The 17,213-nt window shown below is 70.6% G+C and carries 17 protein-coding genes; 1 reads left to right on the top strand and 16 read right to left on the bottom strand.

All coding sequences use genetic code 11. From position 1 onward, the window contains the following. Nucleotides 1–108: 108 nt before the first annotated feature. Entirely contained in the window at nt 109–852 is a 744-nt protein-coding gene (locus AB0958_RS29230; protein ID WP_366893473.1) for a TetR family transcriptional regulator, read from the bottom strand. 99 nt (nt 853–951) lie between these two features. Between AB0958_RS29230 and AB0958_RS29225 the strand changes: the two genes are divergently transcribed. Next, a complete protein-coding gene (locus AB0958_RS29225) occupies nt 952–1,410 on the top strand; it encodes an SRPBCC domain-containing protein (RefSeq protein WP_366893472.1) in 459 nt (152 codons plus the stop codon). 28 nt (nt 1,411–1,438) lie between these two features. Here AB0958_RS29225 and AB0958_RS29220 read toward each other — a convergent pair whose 3' ends face one another. From AB0958_RS29220 to AB0958_RS29150, 15 genes are all read right to left on the bottom strand, one after another. Next, a complete protein-coding gene (locus AB0958_RS29220) occupies nt 1,439–1,561 on the bottom strand; it encodes a DUF6126 family protein (RefSeq protein WP_132887285.1) in 123 nt (40 codons plus the stop codon). Further along, entirely contained in the window at nt 1,558–2,181 is a 624-nt protein-coding gene (locus AB0958_RS29215) for an XRE family transcriptional regulator (protein WP_366893471.1), read from the bottom strand. Before AB0958_RS29215 ends, AB0958_RS29220 begins: the two co-directional genes overlap by 4 nt. Before the next feature lie 59 nt (nt 2,182–2,240). Further along, on the bottom strand, nt 2,241–3,626 hold the full coding sequence (locus AB0958_RS29210; RefSeq protein ID WP_366893470.1) for an aspartate aminotransferase family protein: 1,386 nt from the start codon (nt 3,624–3,626) through the stop codon (nt 2,241–2,243). Next, nucleotides 3,623–5,617 carry a 1-deoxy-D-xylulose-5-phosphate synthase gene (gene dxs / locus AB0958_RS29205; protein WP_366893469.1) on the bottom strand — a complete coding sequence of 665 codons (1,995 nt, stop codon included), beginning with the start codon at nt 5,615–5,617 and terminating at the stop codon, nt 3,623–3,625. Before dxs ends, AB0958_RS29210 begins: the two co-directional genes overlap by 4 nt. Before the next feature lie 27 nt (nt 5,618–5,644). Further along, nucleotides 5,645–6,802, bottom strand: coding sequence for a flavodoxin-dependent (E)-4-hydroxy-3-methylbut-2-enyl-diphosphate synthase (ispG, locus tag AB0958_RS29200; RefSeq protein ID WP_366893468.1), 1,158 nt, complete (start codon nt 6,800–6,802; stop codon nt 5,645–5,647). Nucleotides 6,803–6,805: 3 nt separating this feature from the next. After that, entirely contained in the window at nt 6,806–7,828 is a 1,023-nt protein-coding gene (gene hpnH, locus AB0958_RS29195; protein WP_366893467.1) for an adenosyl-hopene transferase HpnH, read from the bottom strand. 5 nt (nt 7,829–7,833) lie between these two features. Continuing rightward, nucleotides 7,834–8,475 (bottom strand): 1-hydroxy-2-methyl-2-butenyl 4-diphosphate reductase, encoded by a 642-nt coding sequence (locus tag AB0958_RS29190; protein WP_366893466.1) that lies wholly within the window; start codon nt 8,473–8,475, stop codon nt 7,834–7,836. Next, the gene (shc, locus tag AB0958_RS29185; RefSeq protein ID WP_366893465.1) at nt 8,476–10,467 is read right to left on the bottom strand and encodes a squalene--hopene cyclase; all 1,992 of its coding nucleotides are present in this window, start codon (nt 10,465–10,467) and stop codon (nt 8,476–8,478) included. A gap of 117 nt (nt 10,468–10,584) precedes the next feature. Further along, a complete protein-coding gene (locus AB0958_RS29180; RefSeq protein ID WP_165939268.1) occupies nt 10,585–11,652 on the bottom strand; it encodes a polyprenyl synthetase family protein in 1,068 nt (355 codons plus the stop codon). 59 nt (nt 11,653–11,711) lie between these two features. Next, the gene (gene hpnE, locus AB0958_RS29175) at nt 11,712–13,133 is read right to left on the bottom strand and encodes a hydroxysqualene dehydroxylase HpnE (RefSeq protein ID WP_366893464.1); all 1,422 of its coding nucleotides are present in this window, start codon (nt 13,131–13,133) and stop codon (nt 11,712–11,714) included. Continuing rightward, nucleotides 13,130–13,270: a DUF6380 family protein gene (locus AB0958_RS29170; RefSeq protein ID WP_366893463.1), complete on the bottom strand. Its 141-nt coding sequence runs from the start codon at nt 13,268–13,270 to the stop codon at nt 13,130–13,132. The genes hpnE and AB0958_RS29170 overlap by 4 nt, the downstream gene beginning before the upstream one ends. Continuing rightward, on the bottom strand, nt 13,270–14,223 hold the full coding sequence (gene hpnD / locus AB0958_RS29165; protein ID WP_366893462.1) for a presqualene diphosphate synthase HpnD: 954 nt from the start codon (nt 14,221–14,223) through the stop codon (nt 13,270–13,272). Before hpnD ends, AB0958_RS29170 begins: the two co-directional genes overlap by 1 nt. Continuing rightward, nucleotides 14,220–15,122, bottom strand: a complete 903-nt coding sequence (gene hpnC, locus AB0958_RS29160; RefSeq protein WP_366893461.1) for a squalene synthase HpnC — start codon at nt 15,120–15,122, stop codon at nt 14,220–14,222. Before hpnC ends, hpnD begins: the two co-directional genes overlap by 4 nt. A 381-nt stretch (nt 15,123–15,503) precedes the next feature. Continuing rightward, nucleotides 15,504–16,283, bottom strand: coding sequence for an ABC transporter ATP-binding protein (locus AB0958_RS29155; RefSeq protein WP_366893460.1), 780 nt, complete (start codon nt 16,281–16,283; stop codon nt 15,504–15,506). Beyond that, nucleotides 16,276–17,205, bottom strand: a complete 930-nt coding sequence (locus tag AB0958_RS29150) for an ABC transporter permease (RefSeq protein WP_366893459.1) — start codon at nt 17,203–17,205, stop codon at nt 16,276–16,278. Before AB0958_RS29150 ends, AB0958_RS29155 begins: the two co-directional genes overlap by 8 nt. Nucleotides 17,206–17,213: the final 8 nt, after the last annotated feature.

The raw sequence follows: 17,213 nt of genomic DNA, 5'->3' as shown, positions 1-17,213 counted from the left end.
CACTCCCCCAGCCTCCGGCCGGGGGGACCCCCAGAGCACGCACCTGACGCCGCGCGGCCGCCCTCCGGGCGACGACGGGAATTGTCAGACAGGCCTTAGGGCCCTGGCTCACGGCGCCCCGGGGCCGGGCGTCTGCATCTCTGACTCCTTTGGCCGGGTCTCCAGCGAGTCGAGTCCGATGCCGATGAGGCGGGCCGCGCGTCGGACGTCGGCAGTCACGGCGTCGTGCAGTTCTTCGAAGGTCCGGGTGCGGTTCAGGTGCCTGCGCAGCGCCCGGAACTGGATGGACCACAGAGCGAGCAGGGCGGTTGCGGCGATCTGCGCTTCGGGGTCGTCCGAGCTCATCCTGGTTCGCCGGGCCAGGACTTCGGCGGCTACGGCGACTTGCCTGTCGGCGGTGTCGCGCTGGTAGGCCCGCAGAGACGGAGTGGATCCCATCAGCATGCCGAAGCGCGTCAGCATGGCCTTGGCCTCGGCCGGGTCGTTCTGAGCGCTCAGCCATGACGTGATGGCGGCCAGCTCGCTGGAGAGGATCTTCAACGCCGCGTCGACCGGCGACAGGTCTGGATCGGCCAGGACGGCCCTCAGCGAGGCCGTGGTGACCTCGCCCAGATCGAGGACGAGGGATTCCTTGGTCGGGAAGTAGTTGAACACCGTCTTCTCCGACACCCCGCAGGCTTCTGCGATCTCGGCGACCCGTACCGCGTCGAAGCCCCGCTCCAGGAACATCTCGGTGGCCGTGTCGGACAGCTGCCGTCGAAGAAGCCGTTTCTTGCGCTCCCGCAGCCCCTCGACGGCGGGTACCTCGTCGTGCGGGCGCAGGGCCGCCCAATCCACGGTGCGCATCGTCATCACCGAAGCATAATCCAGTGCCGGAATATCTTCTGCTACTGTAAGTTTACAGTCGCCGTAAATACATGCCGGCGTTGCCGCATGCGGGAGGAGCCCTCCATGAGCGCCATCCACATCGTCCGTGACTACCCGCATCCACCGGAGAAGGTCTGGCGCGCGGTCACCGATCCGGAGCTGATCCCGCTGTGGACGGCCACCGGCGCCGGCGCTCGGCCAGAGGGCTTCGCCACCACGGTCGGCACCACGTTCAAGTTCACCGCGAACCCCAAGCCGGGCTGGAGCGGCGTCGTCCTGTGCGAGGTGCTGGAGGTACGCGAGCCTTCGCTGCTGCGCTACTCGTGGCAGGACGAAAGCGGTGGCGCGGTGACCGAGGTCGCCTACCGACTCGCACCGCACGACGGCGGCACTCGCTTCACCTACGACCACACCGGCTTCACCGGGGCCGGCGGCTACTTCATGGCCAGGATCCTCGGCACCGTCCGCACCAAGATGCTCACCAAGGGTCTGCCTGCGGTGCTGAACGACCTCGACGACCCGATACCGCGAGAGTGGCCCTGACGGGACGGCGGACCGGCCCCGCCGGGGGTCAGCCCTTGCCGCCGAGGGTGAAGAGCAGGAAGAGGAACGCGGCGAACACGTGCCCCACGGCGATGTAGATGATGAGCCGGATCCACAAGGACCGCGGGAACCTCTCCTCATAGTTGCTCATGGCATCTCTCCGGTGATCGGTCCCAGGCACAGCGCGGCCGTGGGACTCTGCAGCAGGGTGTGGACGAACAGGAGCTCGACCCCGTCGTGGTCCTCGGCGGCGAGCCGGTGCGGGGTCAGTGAGTCGAAGTGGGCGCTGTCGCCGGCGGCGAGCACGTGCGTGGTGTCGCCGAGGCGCAGCCGCAGCCGCCCCTGCAGGACGTACAGCCACTCCTCGCCGGGGTGCACCCGCACGACGTCGCCCTGCGAGCCGTACGGCACCCGGACCCGCAGCGCCTGCATCCCCCGGCCGGAGGACCCGGCCTGCCAGTAGGTCCAGCCGCCCGCCCCGGTAGGTTCCATGTCACCGGCGCGCACGATGGCGTCCCGCTCGGCGACGGTCTCTCCCAGCAGCTCCGAGACCGTCGTACCGTAGATGCGGGCGAGTGCGAGCAGCATCGGCAGCGAGGGCTGCCGCTGCCCGGTCTCCAGGCGGGACAGGTGCGCGGGCGACAGCCCGGCGTCCCGTGCGGCGGCCTCCAGCGTGAGCCCGGCGCGACGGCGCAGGGAGCGCAGCTGGGGAGCGACGACGGGCAGGTCCTCGACCGGCCCGCCCGCCCGTCCGTTCTCGGAGGAGCTCATGCCTCCATTGAGTCAAAGCTTTGCCTCTGCGGCAATTTTCTTGCCTCAGAGGCAAAAATCTAGCGGTTGGCCACCGCCTGCTTGATGAGGGTCCTGCCGAAGTCCCACATCAGGCCGCCCCCGCTGTGGGCGTCGTCCATCACCTCCGTGAACGCGGCCACGAAGCGGTCGACGTCCGCCTCGTCCACGATCAGCGGCGGGATGAGCTTGATCACCTCCAGGTGGTCGCCGGAGACCTGGGTGAGGATCCGGTGCCGTTGCAGCAGCGGTACGACGACCATCTGCGCGAACAGGCCCTTGCGGGCCGCCTGGAGCATGGCCCAGCGGCTGCGCAGCTTCAGCGAGCTGGGCCGGCCGAACTCGATGCCGATCATCAGGCCCCGCCCGCGGACGTCGGCGAGCAGCTCGTACGTGCCGATCAGAGCGGTGAGCCGGGACTTGAGCTGCTCCCCCACCGCCCGCGCGTTGGCGACGACCTGGTCGTTCTCCATGACGGAGAGCACCGCGAGGCCGGCCGCCATGGCCTGGGCGTTGGCGCCGAAACTGGCCGAGTGGACCAGGACGCGGTCCATGGACGAGTAGACCTTCTTGAAGATCCAGTCCTTGCCGAGGGTCGCGCCGACGGGGACATAACCGCCGGAGAGCGCCTTCGCCACGCACAGCAGGTCCGGCTCGACGCCGTCCTCGTGCTGGTAGGCGTAGAAGTCGCCGGTGCGGCCGAGACCGGTCTGCACCTCGTCGCAGATGAGCAGTGCCTTGTGCCGGTGCAGCAGTTCCTGGGCGGCCCGCAGGTAGCCGGGCGGGGCCTCGTGCACGCCCTTGCCCTGGATGGGCTCCACGATCAGCGCGGCGACGTCGCCCTTCTTCAGCTCCCGGGCGAGCGCGTCCAGGTCTCCGAGGGGGACGGCCGTGTCGGGCAGCAGCGGGGCGAAGCCGTCCCGGAAACCGTCCTCGCCGTTGACGGACAGGGAGCCCGTGGTCAGGCCGTGGAAGGCGTGGTCGCAGTACAGGACGCGCGGTCTGCCGGTGGCGAAGCGGGCGAACTTCAGGGCCGTCTCGACCGCCTCGGTCCCGCTGTTGCCGAAGAACACCCGGTCCAGGTGCGGGCTGTGCGCGAGGAGCCGTTCGGCGAGCAGGCCGGGCAGCGGCTGGCAGTCGAAGCGGGTGAGGTCGGCCAGCTGGGCGTCCAGGACGTCGTGCAGGGCCTTGCGGACGACGGGGTGATGGCGTCCCAGGCCCATCACCCCGAACCCGGCGAGCATGTCCAGGTAGTCGTTGCCGTCCGCGTCCCAGAAGTGAGCACCCTCGGCCCGCTCGTAGACCTTGTCGAAGCCGATGGTGTGCAGCATGCGCGGGAGCTGGTGGTTGAGGTACTTGCTGTGCAGCTCGTACCTCTCACCGCCACGCTCGGCGAGCAACGCACCGAGGTCGAACTCCGTACTCATTGCCTCTCCTTGTCAACACCCTCGGCGTCAGCGCCCCTCAGGGGCGCGGGGACTTGCGCGATCGACCCGGACGGCGCCGCACCCGCCGCACGACCCTCCGCACCACCCCCGTGGGCGCCGGCCCCCCGCTCCGCGAGGCTCGCCCCGATCCGCCCCGCGATCTCCACCGGCGTCAGCCCGATGTCGGCCAGCACCTCTCCCCTCTTCGCGTGCGCCAGGAACTGCTCGGGAATGCCGAAGCGCCGTACCGGCACGTCCACTTCGGCGTCGCCGAGCGCCAGCGCGACCGCCGCGCCCACGCCCGCCGCCCGGCTGTTGTCCTCGACGACCGCCACCAGCTCGTGCCGGGCCGCCAGCACCGGCAGCGCCGGATCCACGGGCTTCACCCAACGGGGGTCCACGACCGTGCAGTCGACGCCCCGGGCGGCCAGCAGCTCCGCGGCCTGGAGGCAGACCGGCGCCATCACCCCGACCGCGACCAGCAGCACCCGCGGGTCCGCACCCCGGTGCAGGACGTCCACCCCGCCGACCCGGTCGACCGCCGGGATCTCCGGCCCCACCGACTCCTTCGGGAAGCGGACCAGCGTCGGCGCGTCGTCGACGGCGACGGCCTCCCGCAGTTGGAGGCGCAGTTGCTCGGCGTCGCGCGGGGCGGCGATCCGCAGGCCGGGCACCACCTGGAGGATCGACATGTCCCACATGCCGTTGTGCGAGGCCCCGTCGACCCCCGTCACTCCCGCGCGGTCCAGGACGAACGTCACCCCGCAGCGGTGCAGCGCCACGTCCATCAGCAACTGGTCGAAGGCGCGGTTGAGGAACGTGGCGTAGACGGCGACGACGGGGTGCAGACCGCCGGTGGCCAGCCCGGCCGCGGAGACGGCCGCGTGCTGCTCGGCGATGCCCACGTCCCAGACCCGGTCGGGGAAGCGCTCGGCGAACCTGCCGAGGCCGACCGGGTGCAGCATCGCCGCGGTGATCGCCACGACGTCGTCCCGTTCCTCGCCGATGCGGACGATCTCGTCGCCGAACACCGACGTCCAGGAAGGGCCGTTGGAGGGCGTCAGGGGCTCGCAGGTGAGCGGGTCCATGACGCCGACGGTGTGGAAGTGGTCCTCCTCGTGGGCGAGCGCAGGCTCGTAGCCGCGGCCCTTCTCGGTGAGGCAGTGCACCAGCACCGGACCGTGGAAGCGTTTCGCGCGCCGCAGCGCGGACTCCACCGCTCTGATGTCATGGCCGTCGATCGGGCCGACGTACTTGAGACCCAGGTCCTCGAACATCCCCTGCGGCGCGAAGGCGTCCTTGAAGCCCTTCTTGGCGCCGTGCAGGGACTCGTAGAGGGTGCCGCCCACGACGGGTGTGCGCAGCAGGACCTCCTTGCCCCAGGCCAGCACCCGCTCGTAGCCGTCGGTGGTGCGCAGGGTGGCCAGGTGGTTGGCGAGGCCGCCGATGGTGGGGGCGTACGACCGCTCGTTGTCGTTGACGACGATGATCAGCGGCCGGTCCTTGGCGGCCGCGATGTTGTTGAGCGCCTCCCAGGCCATTCCGCCGGTCAGCGCCCCGTCGCCGATCACCGCGACGACATGGCCCTTCTCCCCCTGTACCTGGCGGGCCTTGGCGAGGCCGTCGGCCCAGCCGAGCGCGGTGGAGGCGTGGCTGTTCTCGATGACGTCGTGCTCGGACTCCTCGCGCGAGGGGTATCCGGACAGGCCGCCCTTGCCGCGGAGCTTGGAGAAGTCCTGGCGGCCGGTGAGCAGTTTGTGGACGTAGCTCTGGTGACCGGTGTCCCAGAGGATGCGGTCGGCCGGGGACTCGAAGACCCGGTGCAGCGCGACGGTCAGTTCCACGACGCCCAGGTTGGGCCCGAGGTGGCCGCCGGTCCTGGCGACCGCGTGCACCAGGAACTCGCGTATTTCTTCGGACAGTTCACCGAGTTGTGCCTCGGACAGCGCCTTCAGGTCGCGTGGTCCCCGGATGGTCTCCAGAATCGTCACGCTCGGCCCCCTCTCGGTCCGTGCTGTTCAGCTCACCGTGACGGCGGGTGTTCCGGACCCGGCGCCGTCCTGCTCCATCTGCTCGGCGATCTTCATCGCTTCCTCGATGAGGGTCTCCACGATCCTGGACTCGGGCACGGTCTTGACGACCTCGCCCTTGACGAAGATCTGGCCCTTGCCGTTGCCGGAGGCGACGCCCAGGTCGGCCTCGCGTGCCTCGCCGGGGCCGTTGACCACGCATCCCATGACGGCGACGCGCAGCGGGACCTCCATGCCTTCGAGTCCCGCCGTCACCTCGTCCGCCAGCTTGTAGACGTCGACCTGGGCGCGCCCGCACGACGGGCAGGAGACGATCTCCAGGCCGCGCTGCCTGAGGTTGAGGGACTCCAGGATCTGGATGCCGACCTTGACCTCCTCGACCGGCGGTGCGGAGAGGGAGACCCGGATCGTGTCGCCGATGCCCTGGGACAGCAGCGCCCCGAAGGCCACCGCCGACTTGATCGTGCCCTGGAAGGCCGGGCCCGCCTCGGTGACGCCGAGGTGCAGCGGGTAGTCGCACTGGGCGGCGAGCTGCCGGTAGGCCTCGACCATCACGACCGGGTCGTTGTGCTTGACGGAGATCTTGATGTCCCGGAAGCCGTGCTCCTCGAAGAGCGACGCCTCCCACAGGGCCGACTCGACCAGCGCCTCGGGGGACGCCCTGCCGTACTTCTCCAGCAGCCGCCGGTCGAGGGAGCCGGCGTTGACCCCGATCCGGATCGGCGTGCCGTGGTCCTTGGCGGCCCGCGCGATCTCCCTGACCTGGTCGTCGAACTTCTTGATGTTGCCGGGGTTCACCCGGACCGCGGCGCAGCCGGCCTCGATGGCCGCGAAAACGTACTTCGGCTGGAAGTGGATGTCCGCGACGACCGGGATCTGGGACTTCCTCGCGATGGTGGCCAGCGCGTCCGCGTCGTCCTGCGTGGGGCAGGCGACGCGGACGATCTGGCAGCCGGACGCGGTGAGTTCGGCGATCTGCTGGAGGGTGGCGCCGATGTCCGAGGTACGGGTCGTGGTCATCGACTGCACGGACACCGGGGCGCCGCCGCCGACGGCGACCGGTCCGACGTGGATCTGCCGCGACCGGCGCCGCTCGGCGACCGGCCGGGCCGGGACCTCGGGCAGGCCGAGGGAAACGGCGGTCATCCCCTACTCCCGGTTCCCGGAGACCGTCTCGCGCATCGCGCGCAGCGACTCCTTGAGGGATCCCATGGTGGCCAGGACGGCGGTGGGCTCGTAGCCGCAGTGCGCCATGCAGTTGGCGCAGCGCGGGTCCTTACCGCGGCCGTACTTGTCCCAGTCGGTCTCCTCGATGAGTTCCCGGTACGTCGGCACGTACCCGTCGCTCATCAGGTAGCAGGGACGCTGCCAGCCGAACAGCGAGTAGTTCGGGATCGCCCAGGCCGTGCACGGGAAGTCGACCTTGCCCTCCAGGAAGTCCAGGAAGAGCGGGGAGTGGTTGAGCCGCCACTTCTTCCGGTTGCCGCCGGAGAAGGCCTTCTTGAACAGCTCGCGGGTCTGCTCCACGCCCAGGAAGTGCTCCTGGTCGGGGGCCTTCTCGTAGGCGTAGGCGGGCGAGATCATCATCTCGTCGACCTTGAGGTCGTCGTTGAGGAAGTTGAGCACCTCGACGATGGTCTGCGGGGTGTCCGTGTTGAAGAAGGTCGAGTTGGTGGTCACCCGGAAGCCGCGCCGCTTGGCCTCCTTGATGGCCGCCACCGCCTCGTCGAACACGCCCTCCTTGGCGACGGACTCGTCGTGCCGCTCGCGCAGCCCATCGATGTGCACCGCGAAGGCGAAGTACGGCGAGGGCGTGAACTTGTCCATCTTCTTGCGCAGCAGCATCGCGTTGGTGCACAGGAAGACGTACTTGCGCTTCGCCACCAACTGCCGCACGATCTCGTCGATCTGCGGGTGCATCAGCGGTTCGCCGCCCGCGATGGAGACCATCGGCGCACCGGACTCCAGCACCGCGCCGACGGCCTGGGCGACCGGCATACGCTGCTTGAGCACCCCCGCCGGATGCTGGATCTTGCCGCAGCCCTCGCATTTCAGGTTGCAGGCGAAAAGCGGTTCCAGCTCCACGATCAGCGGGAACTTGTCCCGCTTGCGGAGCTTCTGTTCAGCCAAGTAGGTAGCGACCTTGATCGACTGGCGCAGCGGCATGGCCATCTGGCTCACCTCCGGGGGAGCAGCAAAGAACGGTGCCATTCGAAGAAAGCTGGAAGAACGGATCGAAGGACGCGGAAAGCCGATATTCCACCGCGTACCGTGCCGATCCGGACGAGTTCATGTTCAGGAGCGTCCACGACCACCCGTACGGCCGCAACGGGGCGCTCGCCCGCGCGCACGGCGCTCAGGAGCGTGGCCGCCGATTCCATGTCGACCGCGATCGCGCCGGTCGCGAGCAGGTCCGACCGTTCGTGACCGCGGACGACGTGGTCCGAGCCGGTGACGGGCCCGGTGTGGACGGTACGGCCGGGCAGGGTCCGTACGAGTTCCTTCACGAGGAGTTCGGTGCCGACGCACGGGACGTTTCCGCGCGGGTCCCGGGTCTCCTCGGCGACGACCAGGTCGCCGGGGTGCATCCCGGGAGCGAGCCCGGCGCAGAAACCGGTGGCCAGCACGGCGGCACCGGCGAGCGCCGGATCCGCCAGGACGCGGGTGACGGACCGTTCCGCCGCCCTGGGTCCCATGCCGGTGCGCAGCACGGTGACCGGCCCGTCCGCGCCACCGCGTTCGCCGGCGCGCAGGGCGAGGTGCTCGATGCCGAGCGCGCAGGCGATCAGCAGCGGGGCCGCAGCGGGCGTGGTGCTCATTCAGCTCCTCTCGGCCTCGGACGTGGGCTCGCCGTGGACGTAACGGCCGAGTGCGGTGAGCGGGAAGACCTGCCGGTAGAGGTGGTAGTTGATGGAGAAGTCCCAGGGAAAGCCGGTGCCGGTGAAGTACGGCTCGTCCCAGGAGCCGTCCTCGCGCTGGGTCTCGGCGAGCCACCGCACGCCCCGCTCCACCGCCTTGGACTCCTTCTCCCCCGCCGCGAGCAGGGCCATCAGCGCCCACGCCGTCTGGGAGGCGGTGGAGGCACCGCGCCCGCTCCATTCGCCGACGTGCTTGTAGGAGCGCAGGTCCTCGCCCCAGCCGCCGTCGTCGTTCTGGACGTTCTCCAGCCAGGTCACCGCGCGTCGGATCGCCGGGTGGGAGGCGGGCAGTCCGGCCGCGGTGAGCGCGGGTACCACGGAACCGGTTCCGTACACGTAGTTGACGCCCCAGCGCCCGAACCACGAGCCGTCAGGCTCCTGTTCGGCGAGCAGCCATTCGATGCCGCGCCGGGTGCGCGGGTCGTGGGACATGCCCTCGAAGGCGAGCATCTCCACGACGTGGGCGGTGACGTCCGCGGAGGGCGGGTCGATGACCTCCCCGAAGTCGCAGAACGGCAACCGGTTGGGGAACGGGCTGGTGTTGTCGACGTCGAAGGCACCCCAGGCCCCGTTCTTGGACTGCATGCCGAGGTTCCAGCGCACCCCGCGCCCGATGGCCTTCTCCATCCGCTCGGGGTCGTGGTGCCTGATGCGGCGCAGCGCGAGGACGACCTCGGCGGTGTCGTCGATGTCGGGGTAGTTGTCGTTGTGGAACTCGAACGCCCAGCCGCCCGGCGGGAGCTGGGGTCGCTTCACGGCCCAGTCGCCGGGCCGGACGATCTGCTCGCCGAGCATCCAGTCGGCGGCCTTGACCAGTTGGGGGTGGTCGGCGGGCAGCCCGGCGTCGGCGAGCGCGATGGCCGCGAGGCAGGTGTCCCACACCGGCGACTGGCAGGCCTCGATCATCCGGGCGCCGTCCTCGCGCCACACGGCGTAACGATCCAGCGATTCCAGGCCCGCGCGCATCACGGGGTGTCGCAGGTCGTAGCCGAGCAGGTGCAGGGCGATCAACGAGTACACGGCGGGCGGCTGGATGCCGCCCCAGGCGCCGTCGTTCTCCTGCCGCTCCACGATCCAGCGGGCGGCGGAGTTCAGCGCGGAGCCGCGCAGCCGGCGCACCGCGACCCTGCGGTAGCCGCGGACAACCTTGTCGAGCCGCTGGAACAGGCCCTCCCAGGTGGTCGGCGGGGCCAGCGGGCGGGGCGGGTTGGGATTCGCGGGGTCGGTGTGCAGCTCGTCCAGCGGGAAGGGCGCCGGGCGCACCGGCCGCTTCGCCGAGACGACGGTGAGCGGCACGATGGTCTGCCGGGCCCACTGGCCGAAGTTGTAGATGCTGAGCGGGAACCACTTGGGGAAGTACAGTAGTTCGGGCGGGAGTTCGGGCAGGTCCTCCCACTTCCACCAGCCGAACAGGGCCAGCCAGATCCGGGTGAAGACCCGGGCGGCGGCGATCCCGCCGCGCTCGCGGATCCAGGCCGACGCCTTCGCCATGTGCGGCGCGTCGGGCGCGTCCCCGGCGAGCCGCAGGGCGACGTACGCCTCGATGGTGGTGGACAGTTCGCCGGGGCCGCCGTAGAAGGTGGCCCAGGTGCCGTCCTCGCGCTGCTCGCCGCGGATGAAGAGCGCGGCGGCGGCGGTCGTGGCCTCGTCGCGGATGCCCAGGAACTGACGGAGCAGCAGGTCCTCGGCGTCCATGGTGACGTTGGTCTCCAGGTCGCCTTTCCACCAGCCCTGCGCGTCCTGGAGGGCGAGCAGATGGTCGGTGGCACGCCGGACGGCGCGTTCGGCGGCTTCTTGTACCCCGGCCGCGACGGGGGTGGTGAGTTCGGTGGTGGCCGAGTCGGCCCGGGGCGGCAGGGTGGCCCCGGTGCTTCCGTCGGTCGTCGCTGTCATGGCATCCCCTTCGTGCAGTCGTGCGAAATCGTTCTGCTGTGGGTCCGCCGTCGGCCGGTGCTGGCTGCGCGCTCGCACCGGCCGGCGACTACGCGAGGGCTATTCGACCGATAGTGATCATCTCTTTCGTACGACGACGAAGTCGGCCAGCGCCGTGAACTGCGCCCGTACCCGGTCGGGCATGTCGACGGCGTGGAGGGCCTCGATGGCGATGGTGTGCTGACGGCGCGCCTCTTCGGCGGTCCACTCGCGTCCGCCGGCCTCCTCGATGAGGGCGGCGCGGGCGGCGAACTCCTCCTCGGAGAAGTTCTCGAAGTCGCTGCTCTTGGCGTCGGCGGCGAGGATCTCGCCGAGCCGTTCGGAGGCCGCTCCGCCGGCCGCGAGCGCGGCGACCACCGGCAGGGACTTCTTGCGCTGGCGCAGGTCGCTCCAGGTCTGCTTGCCGGTGGACTCCGGGTCGCCCCAGATGCCGAGGAGGTCGTCGACGGCCTGGAAGGCGAGGCCGAGGTGGTAGCCGTACCGCTCCAGGGTGTCGGCGGTGCGGTCGTCGGCGCCGCCGAGCACCGCGCCGATGGAGCTGGAGGCGGCGAGCAGGGCGCCGGTCTTGTTGCCCTCCATCTCCAGGCACTCCTCGACGCTGACCCGGTCGCGGTGCTCGTAGGAGATGTCCTGGGCCTGGCCGTCGATGAGGGCGCGGGTGGCGGTGGTGATCCGGCGGGTGGCCCGGCCGGCCTCGACGGTGCCGAGTTCGAGGAGGATCTCGTTGGCGAGGGCGAACAGGGCGTCGCCGACCAGGATGGCCTGGGCCGGGCCGTGCACCTTCCAGACGGTGTCACGGTGGCGGCGCTGTTCGTCGCCGTCCATCAGGTCGTCGTGCAGCAGGGAGAAGTTGTGGACGAGTTCGACGGCGACGGCGCCGGGGATGCCGATCTCCGGCGCGGCGCCGGTGACCTCGGCGGAGAGCACGGCGAGAGCGGGGCGTACCGCCTTGCCGCCGTCCCCCTCGGCGGGGTTGCCCTCGGCGTCGATCCAGCCGAAGTGGTAGGCGGCGACGGTGTCCATGGGAGGTGCCAGGCGGTCGACAGCCGCCCGCAGTACCGGTGTTGCAAGGGTCCGGCCGCGCTCCAGGAGCGCGGTCACGTCCACCGCGTCGGCAGCCGTCTCGGCCGGGGGCACAGTGGGCACAGTTTCTCCTCTTGTTGCGGTACCGGGGGTGCGGAGGCCTGCCACCCGCTGATCGAGCGTCACGCCGCCTCCTCGAACTCGAAGAGGTGACGGGGGCGGGGCCGGCCCAGAGTGCTCAACGCGGCATCGGCCGCACAGACACCGCTGCGGACCGCACTCTCCATGGTCGCGGGCCACCCGGTGGCGGTCCACGCTCCGGCCAGGTAGAGGCCGGGTGCCTTGGTGCGGGCGCCGGGCCGCAGCCGCCCGACGCCGGGGGTGGGGGCGAACGTCGCGGTGCGCTCCCGGGTCACGAAGAAGTCCCGCACCCCGGCGCCGCGCGCGCCGGGCAACAGCCGCTCCAGTTCGGGCAGGTAGCGTTCGCGCAGCACGGCCACGGGGGCGTCGATCTCGTCCTGGGCGGCGGACTGGGACAGCGCGAGGTACTGGCCCTCGCGCAGCCCCGAGGCGTGGGTGCGGTCGAACACCCACTGGACCGGGCTGCCGAGAGCCGCGAAGAACGGCTTCGTCAGCACCGTACGGTCGTAGACCACATGGACGTTGAGGATCGGCGCGGTGCCGATCTCCAGAAGGTTTTCCGGGGCGTCGAGGGCGCCGGCGGGCAGCAGGTCATAGGCCTCGCGCTGGGCCACGGCGAGCACCACCGCGTCCGCCGTGAGCGTCTCGCCGGGAACCTGAACGCTCCAGCCCCCGTTCTCGTTGTGGAGGACGGAGGTGACGCGTGTTCGGACTTCGGTACGCACGCCCGCGGAGTCGAGCGCCTTGCGGGCCAGCCGGTCGTGCAGTTCGCCCAGCGGCACCTGGGCCCAGCCGATGTCGGCCGCGCCCGGGTCGGACAGCAGACCGGTCTTGAACACCATCGCGGCGAGCCCCAGCGAGGCGTCGCCCGCGACCGCGTTGAGGGTGGCGACCCCGACCAGGTCCCACAGGGCCTCGACGGCACGCGCCGACTGGCCGTGGGCGGCCAGCCAGCTGCCGAAGTCCTGTGCGTCCAGGCTCGGATCGGCGAGGTCGAGTCCCTTGAGCGCGAGCGCGGCCCGCCCGACCCTGGCCCGTTCGGCGAGCGAGAGGTGCGGATAGGCGGCCAGGCTGCGCCCCAGATGCAGGGGTACGGGCAGCGGGTCGCGCCGCAGCCTGCCCAGGCGCCGCCCCTCGGGCTTCGCGAGATCGAGCACGGGCACGTCGAGGCGGTCCTGCACCGGTGCCAGCGCCGCGCCCTCGATGCGGTCGAGGAACCAGCGGTAGGCGGTGCAGCACCGCAGGTACACGTGCTGGCCGTTGTCCACGGTCAGGTCGCCGCGCCGGAAGGAGAAGGCGAGCCCGCCGAGCCTCGGCCTGCCTTCGAGCAGGGTGACGCGGAGCCCCGCGTCGGCCAGGGCGAGGGCGGCCGTGACACCGGCCAGGCCGCCGCCGACCACGACGGCGGTGCGCCCGGACGGGATGTCGTCGTGCGTCCCCTCGGATCGCGTGCCGTCGCTCATCGTGCGCCCTTTCCCGCCTGCCCGTCGTGCTGCCCGAACCGGCCACGGCGGACCGTCGCAGTCAGGGACGCCACCCCGCCGCGGAGGGTTGCCTGCCGTTTCCCTCCGGTGGAGCCGCCCCGGCCCGGGTTGTCCATCAGGCGCGCCTCCTGACGGCCTGCCGGGAGGTGTGCCGCCGGGTGTCGATCCCGGACAGCCCGCGTACGGCGACGTAGGCCTTCTCGTGTCCGGGCAGCGAGACCCGGCCGCGCAGCACCGCGTCCGGCTCGCGCTCGATGCGGTCGAGCAGCCGGCGGTAGATCCCGGCCATGGCGGCGACGCAGGCGCCGCTGCGCCGGTCGAGCATGGGCAGCAGCCGGTAGCCCTCGGCGAAAAGGGCACGGGCGCGGCGTACTTCGAAGTGCACGAGACCCGCGAAGTCCGAGCCCTCGGGCGGGATCGGACCGTCGAGGCCCGCCGAGCAGCCGAACTTGGCGAGGTCGTCCTGGGGCAGGTAGGTACGGCCGTTGCCGGCGTCCTCGCGGATGTCCCTGAGGATGTTGGTGAGCTGGAGTGCGAGCCCGAGCGTGTCCGCGTACTCCGGCGCGCGCTCGGCACCGCGCGCCCCCGGTTCGGTACCGAACACGCCGAGCGAGAGCCTGCCGATGGCACCGGCCACACAGCGGCAGTAGACCTTGAGGTCGTCCCAGGTCTCGTAGGTCTCGCCGCGTACGTCCATCAGCACGCCGTCGATCAGCTCGTCCAGGCCGCCGAGCGGGATCGGGAAGGCCTGGGCGGCGTGCGCGAGGGCGACCGCGACCGGGTCGGTGTCGTCCTCGGCGACCGCGCCCTCCTGGATCCGGGCGAGCAGCGCCCGGGTGCCCTCCAGCCGGGCCACCTTCACGTCGTCCGCCAGCGCGCCGTCGCCGATGTCGTCGACCCGCCGGGAGAAGGCGTAGAGCGCCGACATGGCGCGCCGCTTCGGTGCCGGCAGCAGCCTGATGCCGTAGGCGAAGTTCCGGGCCTGCTGTCCGGTGACCGTCTCGCAGTAGCTGTAGGCGGCGAGTACCGGTGCGGACACGTGTGTGGGAGAGTCCACGGTCCGGATCACCCCTCTCCTCGCAGAGTCACGCCCACCTCACGCAGCAACCGGCCCTTGCCGGGCTTGGGCGGGCCGGGAAGTACGTCGTATTCGGCGGCGGCGATCGCGCCGATCGCCGCCCTTCCCCCCGCCACGAACCCCGCGAGCAGCAGCTTCAACCTGCCGTGGACGCTACCCACAAGGGGGGCGCCTTCATTCAGGAGACCGCGGGCGCGTTGCGCTTCGTATGCAACCAGTGCACGCACCGATGCGCCCGTGGTTTTCCCGGCGAGATCCGCCTCCTGGACGTGAAAGCGCTTCATGTCCTCGGCGGGCAGATAGATGCGGTCGCGGCCGAAGTCCTCGGCCACGTCCTGGAGGTGTTCGACGATCTGCAGCGCGGTGCAGATCGCGTCGGAGAGCCGGACCCGCTCGGGGGTCGAGGTGCCGGTGACGGCGAGGACCAGACGGCCGACGGGGTTGGCGGACAACTCGCAGTAGGCGAGCAGGTCGTCGTAGGTCTCGTACCGTGCGACGGTCTGGTCCTGGCGGTTGGCGGCGATCAGCCCGAGGAACGGCTCGGGGGTGAGGGAGTGGCGGCGCACGGTCGGCTGCAGGCGGCGCAGCAGCGGGTGGTGCGGGGTCCCGTCGAAGACGCGGCGCAGGTCGGCCTCGAAGGCGTCCAGGAGGACCAGGCGGTTGTCGGCCTCCGCGGCCGGGACCCCGAGCAGCCGGGCGTCGGCGCCGCCGGGGGCCAGGTCGCCGTCGCCGATGTCGTCGACGAGGCGGGCGAAGCCGTACACCGCCATGAGGTCGTCGCGCCAGGCCTTCGGCAGGAAGAAGGGCGCCACGGGGAAGTTCTCGTCCGCGGCCTTGGCCAGCGTGCCGCGCTCCGCGTCGGCGGGGTGCGCCGGGGCGGTCGCCGTCACCGTTCGCTGCCCGGGGCGGGGACGGCGCGGCCTGCGTTGAGCTGGGGAGTTTCCGTAGCCATTGCCGTCACATCTCCCGTTCTACACTGCCGACCCAATACACACTATTTCGGACACGCCGCCCGCCAGTCCGCAGGGCAGCCCGGCGGAGGGTGTCGCGCATTATCGCCCCACTTGCCGCTTTCCGGGACCGGTACAGCTTACGTTGTACAACGCATGGACGATCGTCGGGGTGTCCCGCAGATCACAACAACACACCGATTGGCTTCAAGATTCCTTCGGCAGCACGGAGTTGACGCTTCCTTTGCAGACGCGAGTCCCCGCCGGAAGGTTCCGGCGGGGCCCTGGCCAAAACCGATCGCCTGCCCGTGGCATCGCCGGCTACTTGCCGGTGAACTTCTCGTACTCCTTGAGCACCTCTTCGGTCGGGCCGTCCATGCGCAGCTCGCCGCGCTCCAGCCACAGAACCCGGTCACAGGTGTCACGGATGGACTTGTTGTTGTGGCTGACCAGGAACACCGTGCCGGCGTGCTCGCGCAGCTCGCGGATCCGGTCCTCGGAGCGCTTGCGGAACGCCGCGTCCCCGGTGGCCAGCGCCTCGTCGATCATGAGGACGTCGTGGTCCTTGGCGGCGGCGATGGAGAACCGGAGCCGGGCCGCCATGCCGGACGAGTAGGTGCGCATGGGCAGGGTGATGAAGTCGCCCTTGTCGTTGATGCCGGAGAAGTCGACGATCTGCTGGTAGCGGGCCCGGATGTCCTCACGGGACATGCCCATGGCGAGACCGCCGAGGATGACGTTCCGTTCACCGGTGAGGTCGTTCATGAGGGCCGCGTTGACGCCGAGCAGCGAGGGCTGGCCGTTGGTGTAGACCCTGCCCTTCTCCGCGGGCAGCAGGCCGGCGATGGCCCGCAGCAGGGTGGACTTGCCGGAGCCGTTGGACCCGATCAGGCCGATCGCCTCGCCGCGGTAGGCGACGAAGGAGACCCCGCGGACCGCGTGCACCTTGCGGACACCGCGCTCGTCGCCGCGCCTGACGATACGGCTGAGGGCGGAGGTCGCGCTGCCCTTGCCGGTCTTGGCGCCGTTGACGCGGTAGACGATGTGCACGTCCTCCGCTATGACGGTGGGGATCCGCTCCCCTGTGCTCTGCTCAGCCACGGCCGTACCGCTCCTCCGCCTTCCAGAAGTACACGAATCCGCCGCCGAAGACGACCACGGCCCAGGCCAGGGCGACGGCCCAGACGTGCGGCGGCAGGTTCGAGGCGCCGTAGCCGTCGATGAGCGCGAAGCGCATCAGGTCCATGTAGACGGTGGCGGGGTTGACCTGGAGGAGGGTGCGCGCCCACTCCGGCCGGCCCTCCATCATCTTGGTGATCGAGAATATCACGCCGGACATGTACATCCAGGTGCGCAGGACGAACGGCAGCAGCTGCGCGAGGTCCGGCGTCTTGGCGCCCATCCGGGCCACGATCAGGGCCAGCCCGGTGTTGAACAGGAACAGCAGGAACAGGACCGGCACGACCAGCACCCAGGACAGGCCGGGGCGGCTGCCGAACCCGACCACCACGGCGACCATGACGATCATCGAGAACAGCAGCTGCTGGAGCTGCTGGAGCGCGAAGGAGACGGGCAGCGAGGCACGCGGGAAGTGCAGCGCGCGCACCAGGCCGAGGTTGCCCGAGATCGCCCGGACGCCCGTCATGATCGAGCTCTGCGTGAAGGTGAAGGTGAAGACGCCGGTGACCAGGAACGGGATGTAGACGTCCTGCGACATGCCGCGGCTGGCGTGCAGGATGACGCCGAAGATGAAGTAGTACACGGCCGCGTTCAGCAGCGGGGTGGCCACCTGCCAGAGCTGGCCGAGCTTGGCCTGGCTGTACTGGGCGGTGAGCTTCGCCTGGGAGAAGGCCAGGATGAAGTGACGGCGGCCCCACAGCTGGCGTACGTACTCGACGAGGGAGGGCCGGGCGCCGCTCACCGCGAGCCCGTACTTGGCGGCCAGCTGCGCCGCCGTGAGGCCCTCGTCGGGCGCCGGTGCCGCGCTCACCGCGATCCCGCCGTCATGCGTTGTCTCACTCAAGGGTGGAG

It is taken from the genome of Streptomyces sp. NPDC006655 (genome assembly GCF_040703965.1).
GTDB lineage: Bacteria > Actinomycetota > Actinomycetes > Streptomycetales > Streptomycetaceae > Streptomyces.
This window is presented reverse-complemented; position numbering and strand designations above follow the sequence as displayed.

Coding starts and splice junctions, on each gene's coding strand:
- AB0958_RS29230 (WP_366893473.1), bottom strand. CDS start 852: ATGACGATGCGCACCGTGGATTGGGCGGCCCTGCGCCCGCACGACGAG.
- AB0958_RS29225 (WP_366893472.1), top strand. CDS start 952: ATGAGCGCCATCCACATCGTCCGTGACTACCCGCATCCACCGGAGAAG.
- AB0958_RS29220 (WP_132887285.1), bottom strand. CDS start 1,561: ATGAGCAACTATGAGGAGAGGTTCCCGCGGTCCTTGTGGATCCGGCTC.
- AB0958_RS29215 (WP_366893471.1), bottom strand. CDS start 2,181: ATGAGCTCCTCCGAGAACGGACGGGCGGGCGGGCCGGTCGAGGACCTG.
- AB0958_RS29210 (WP_366893470.1), bottom strand. CDS start 3,626: ATGAGTACGGAGTTCGACCTCGGTGCGTTGCTCGCCGAGCGTGGCGGT.
- ispG (WP_366893468.1), bottom strand. CDS start 6,802: ATGACCGCCGTTTCCCTCGGCCTGCCCGAGGTCCCGGCCCGGCCGGTC.
- hpnH (WP_366893467.1), bottom strand. CDS start 7,828: ATGGCCATGCCGCTGCGCCAGTCGATCAAGGTCGCTACCTACTTGGCT.
- AB0958_RS29190 (WP_366893466.1), bottom strand. CDS start 8,475: ATGAGCACCACGCCCGCTGCGGCCCCGCTGCTGATCGCCTGCGCGCTC.
- shc (WP_366893465.1), bottom strand. CDS start 10,467: ATGACAGCGACGACCGACGGAAGCACCGGGGCCACCCTGCCGCCCCGG.
- hpnE (WP_366893464.1), bottom strand. CDS start 13,133: ATGAGCGACGGCACGCGATCCGAGGGGACGCACGACGACATCCCGTCC.
- AB0958_RS29170 (WP_366893463.1), bottom strand. CDS start 13,270: ATGGACAACCCGGGCCGGGGCGGCTCCACCGGAGGGAAACGGCAGGCA.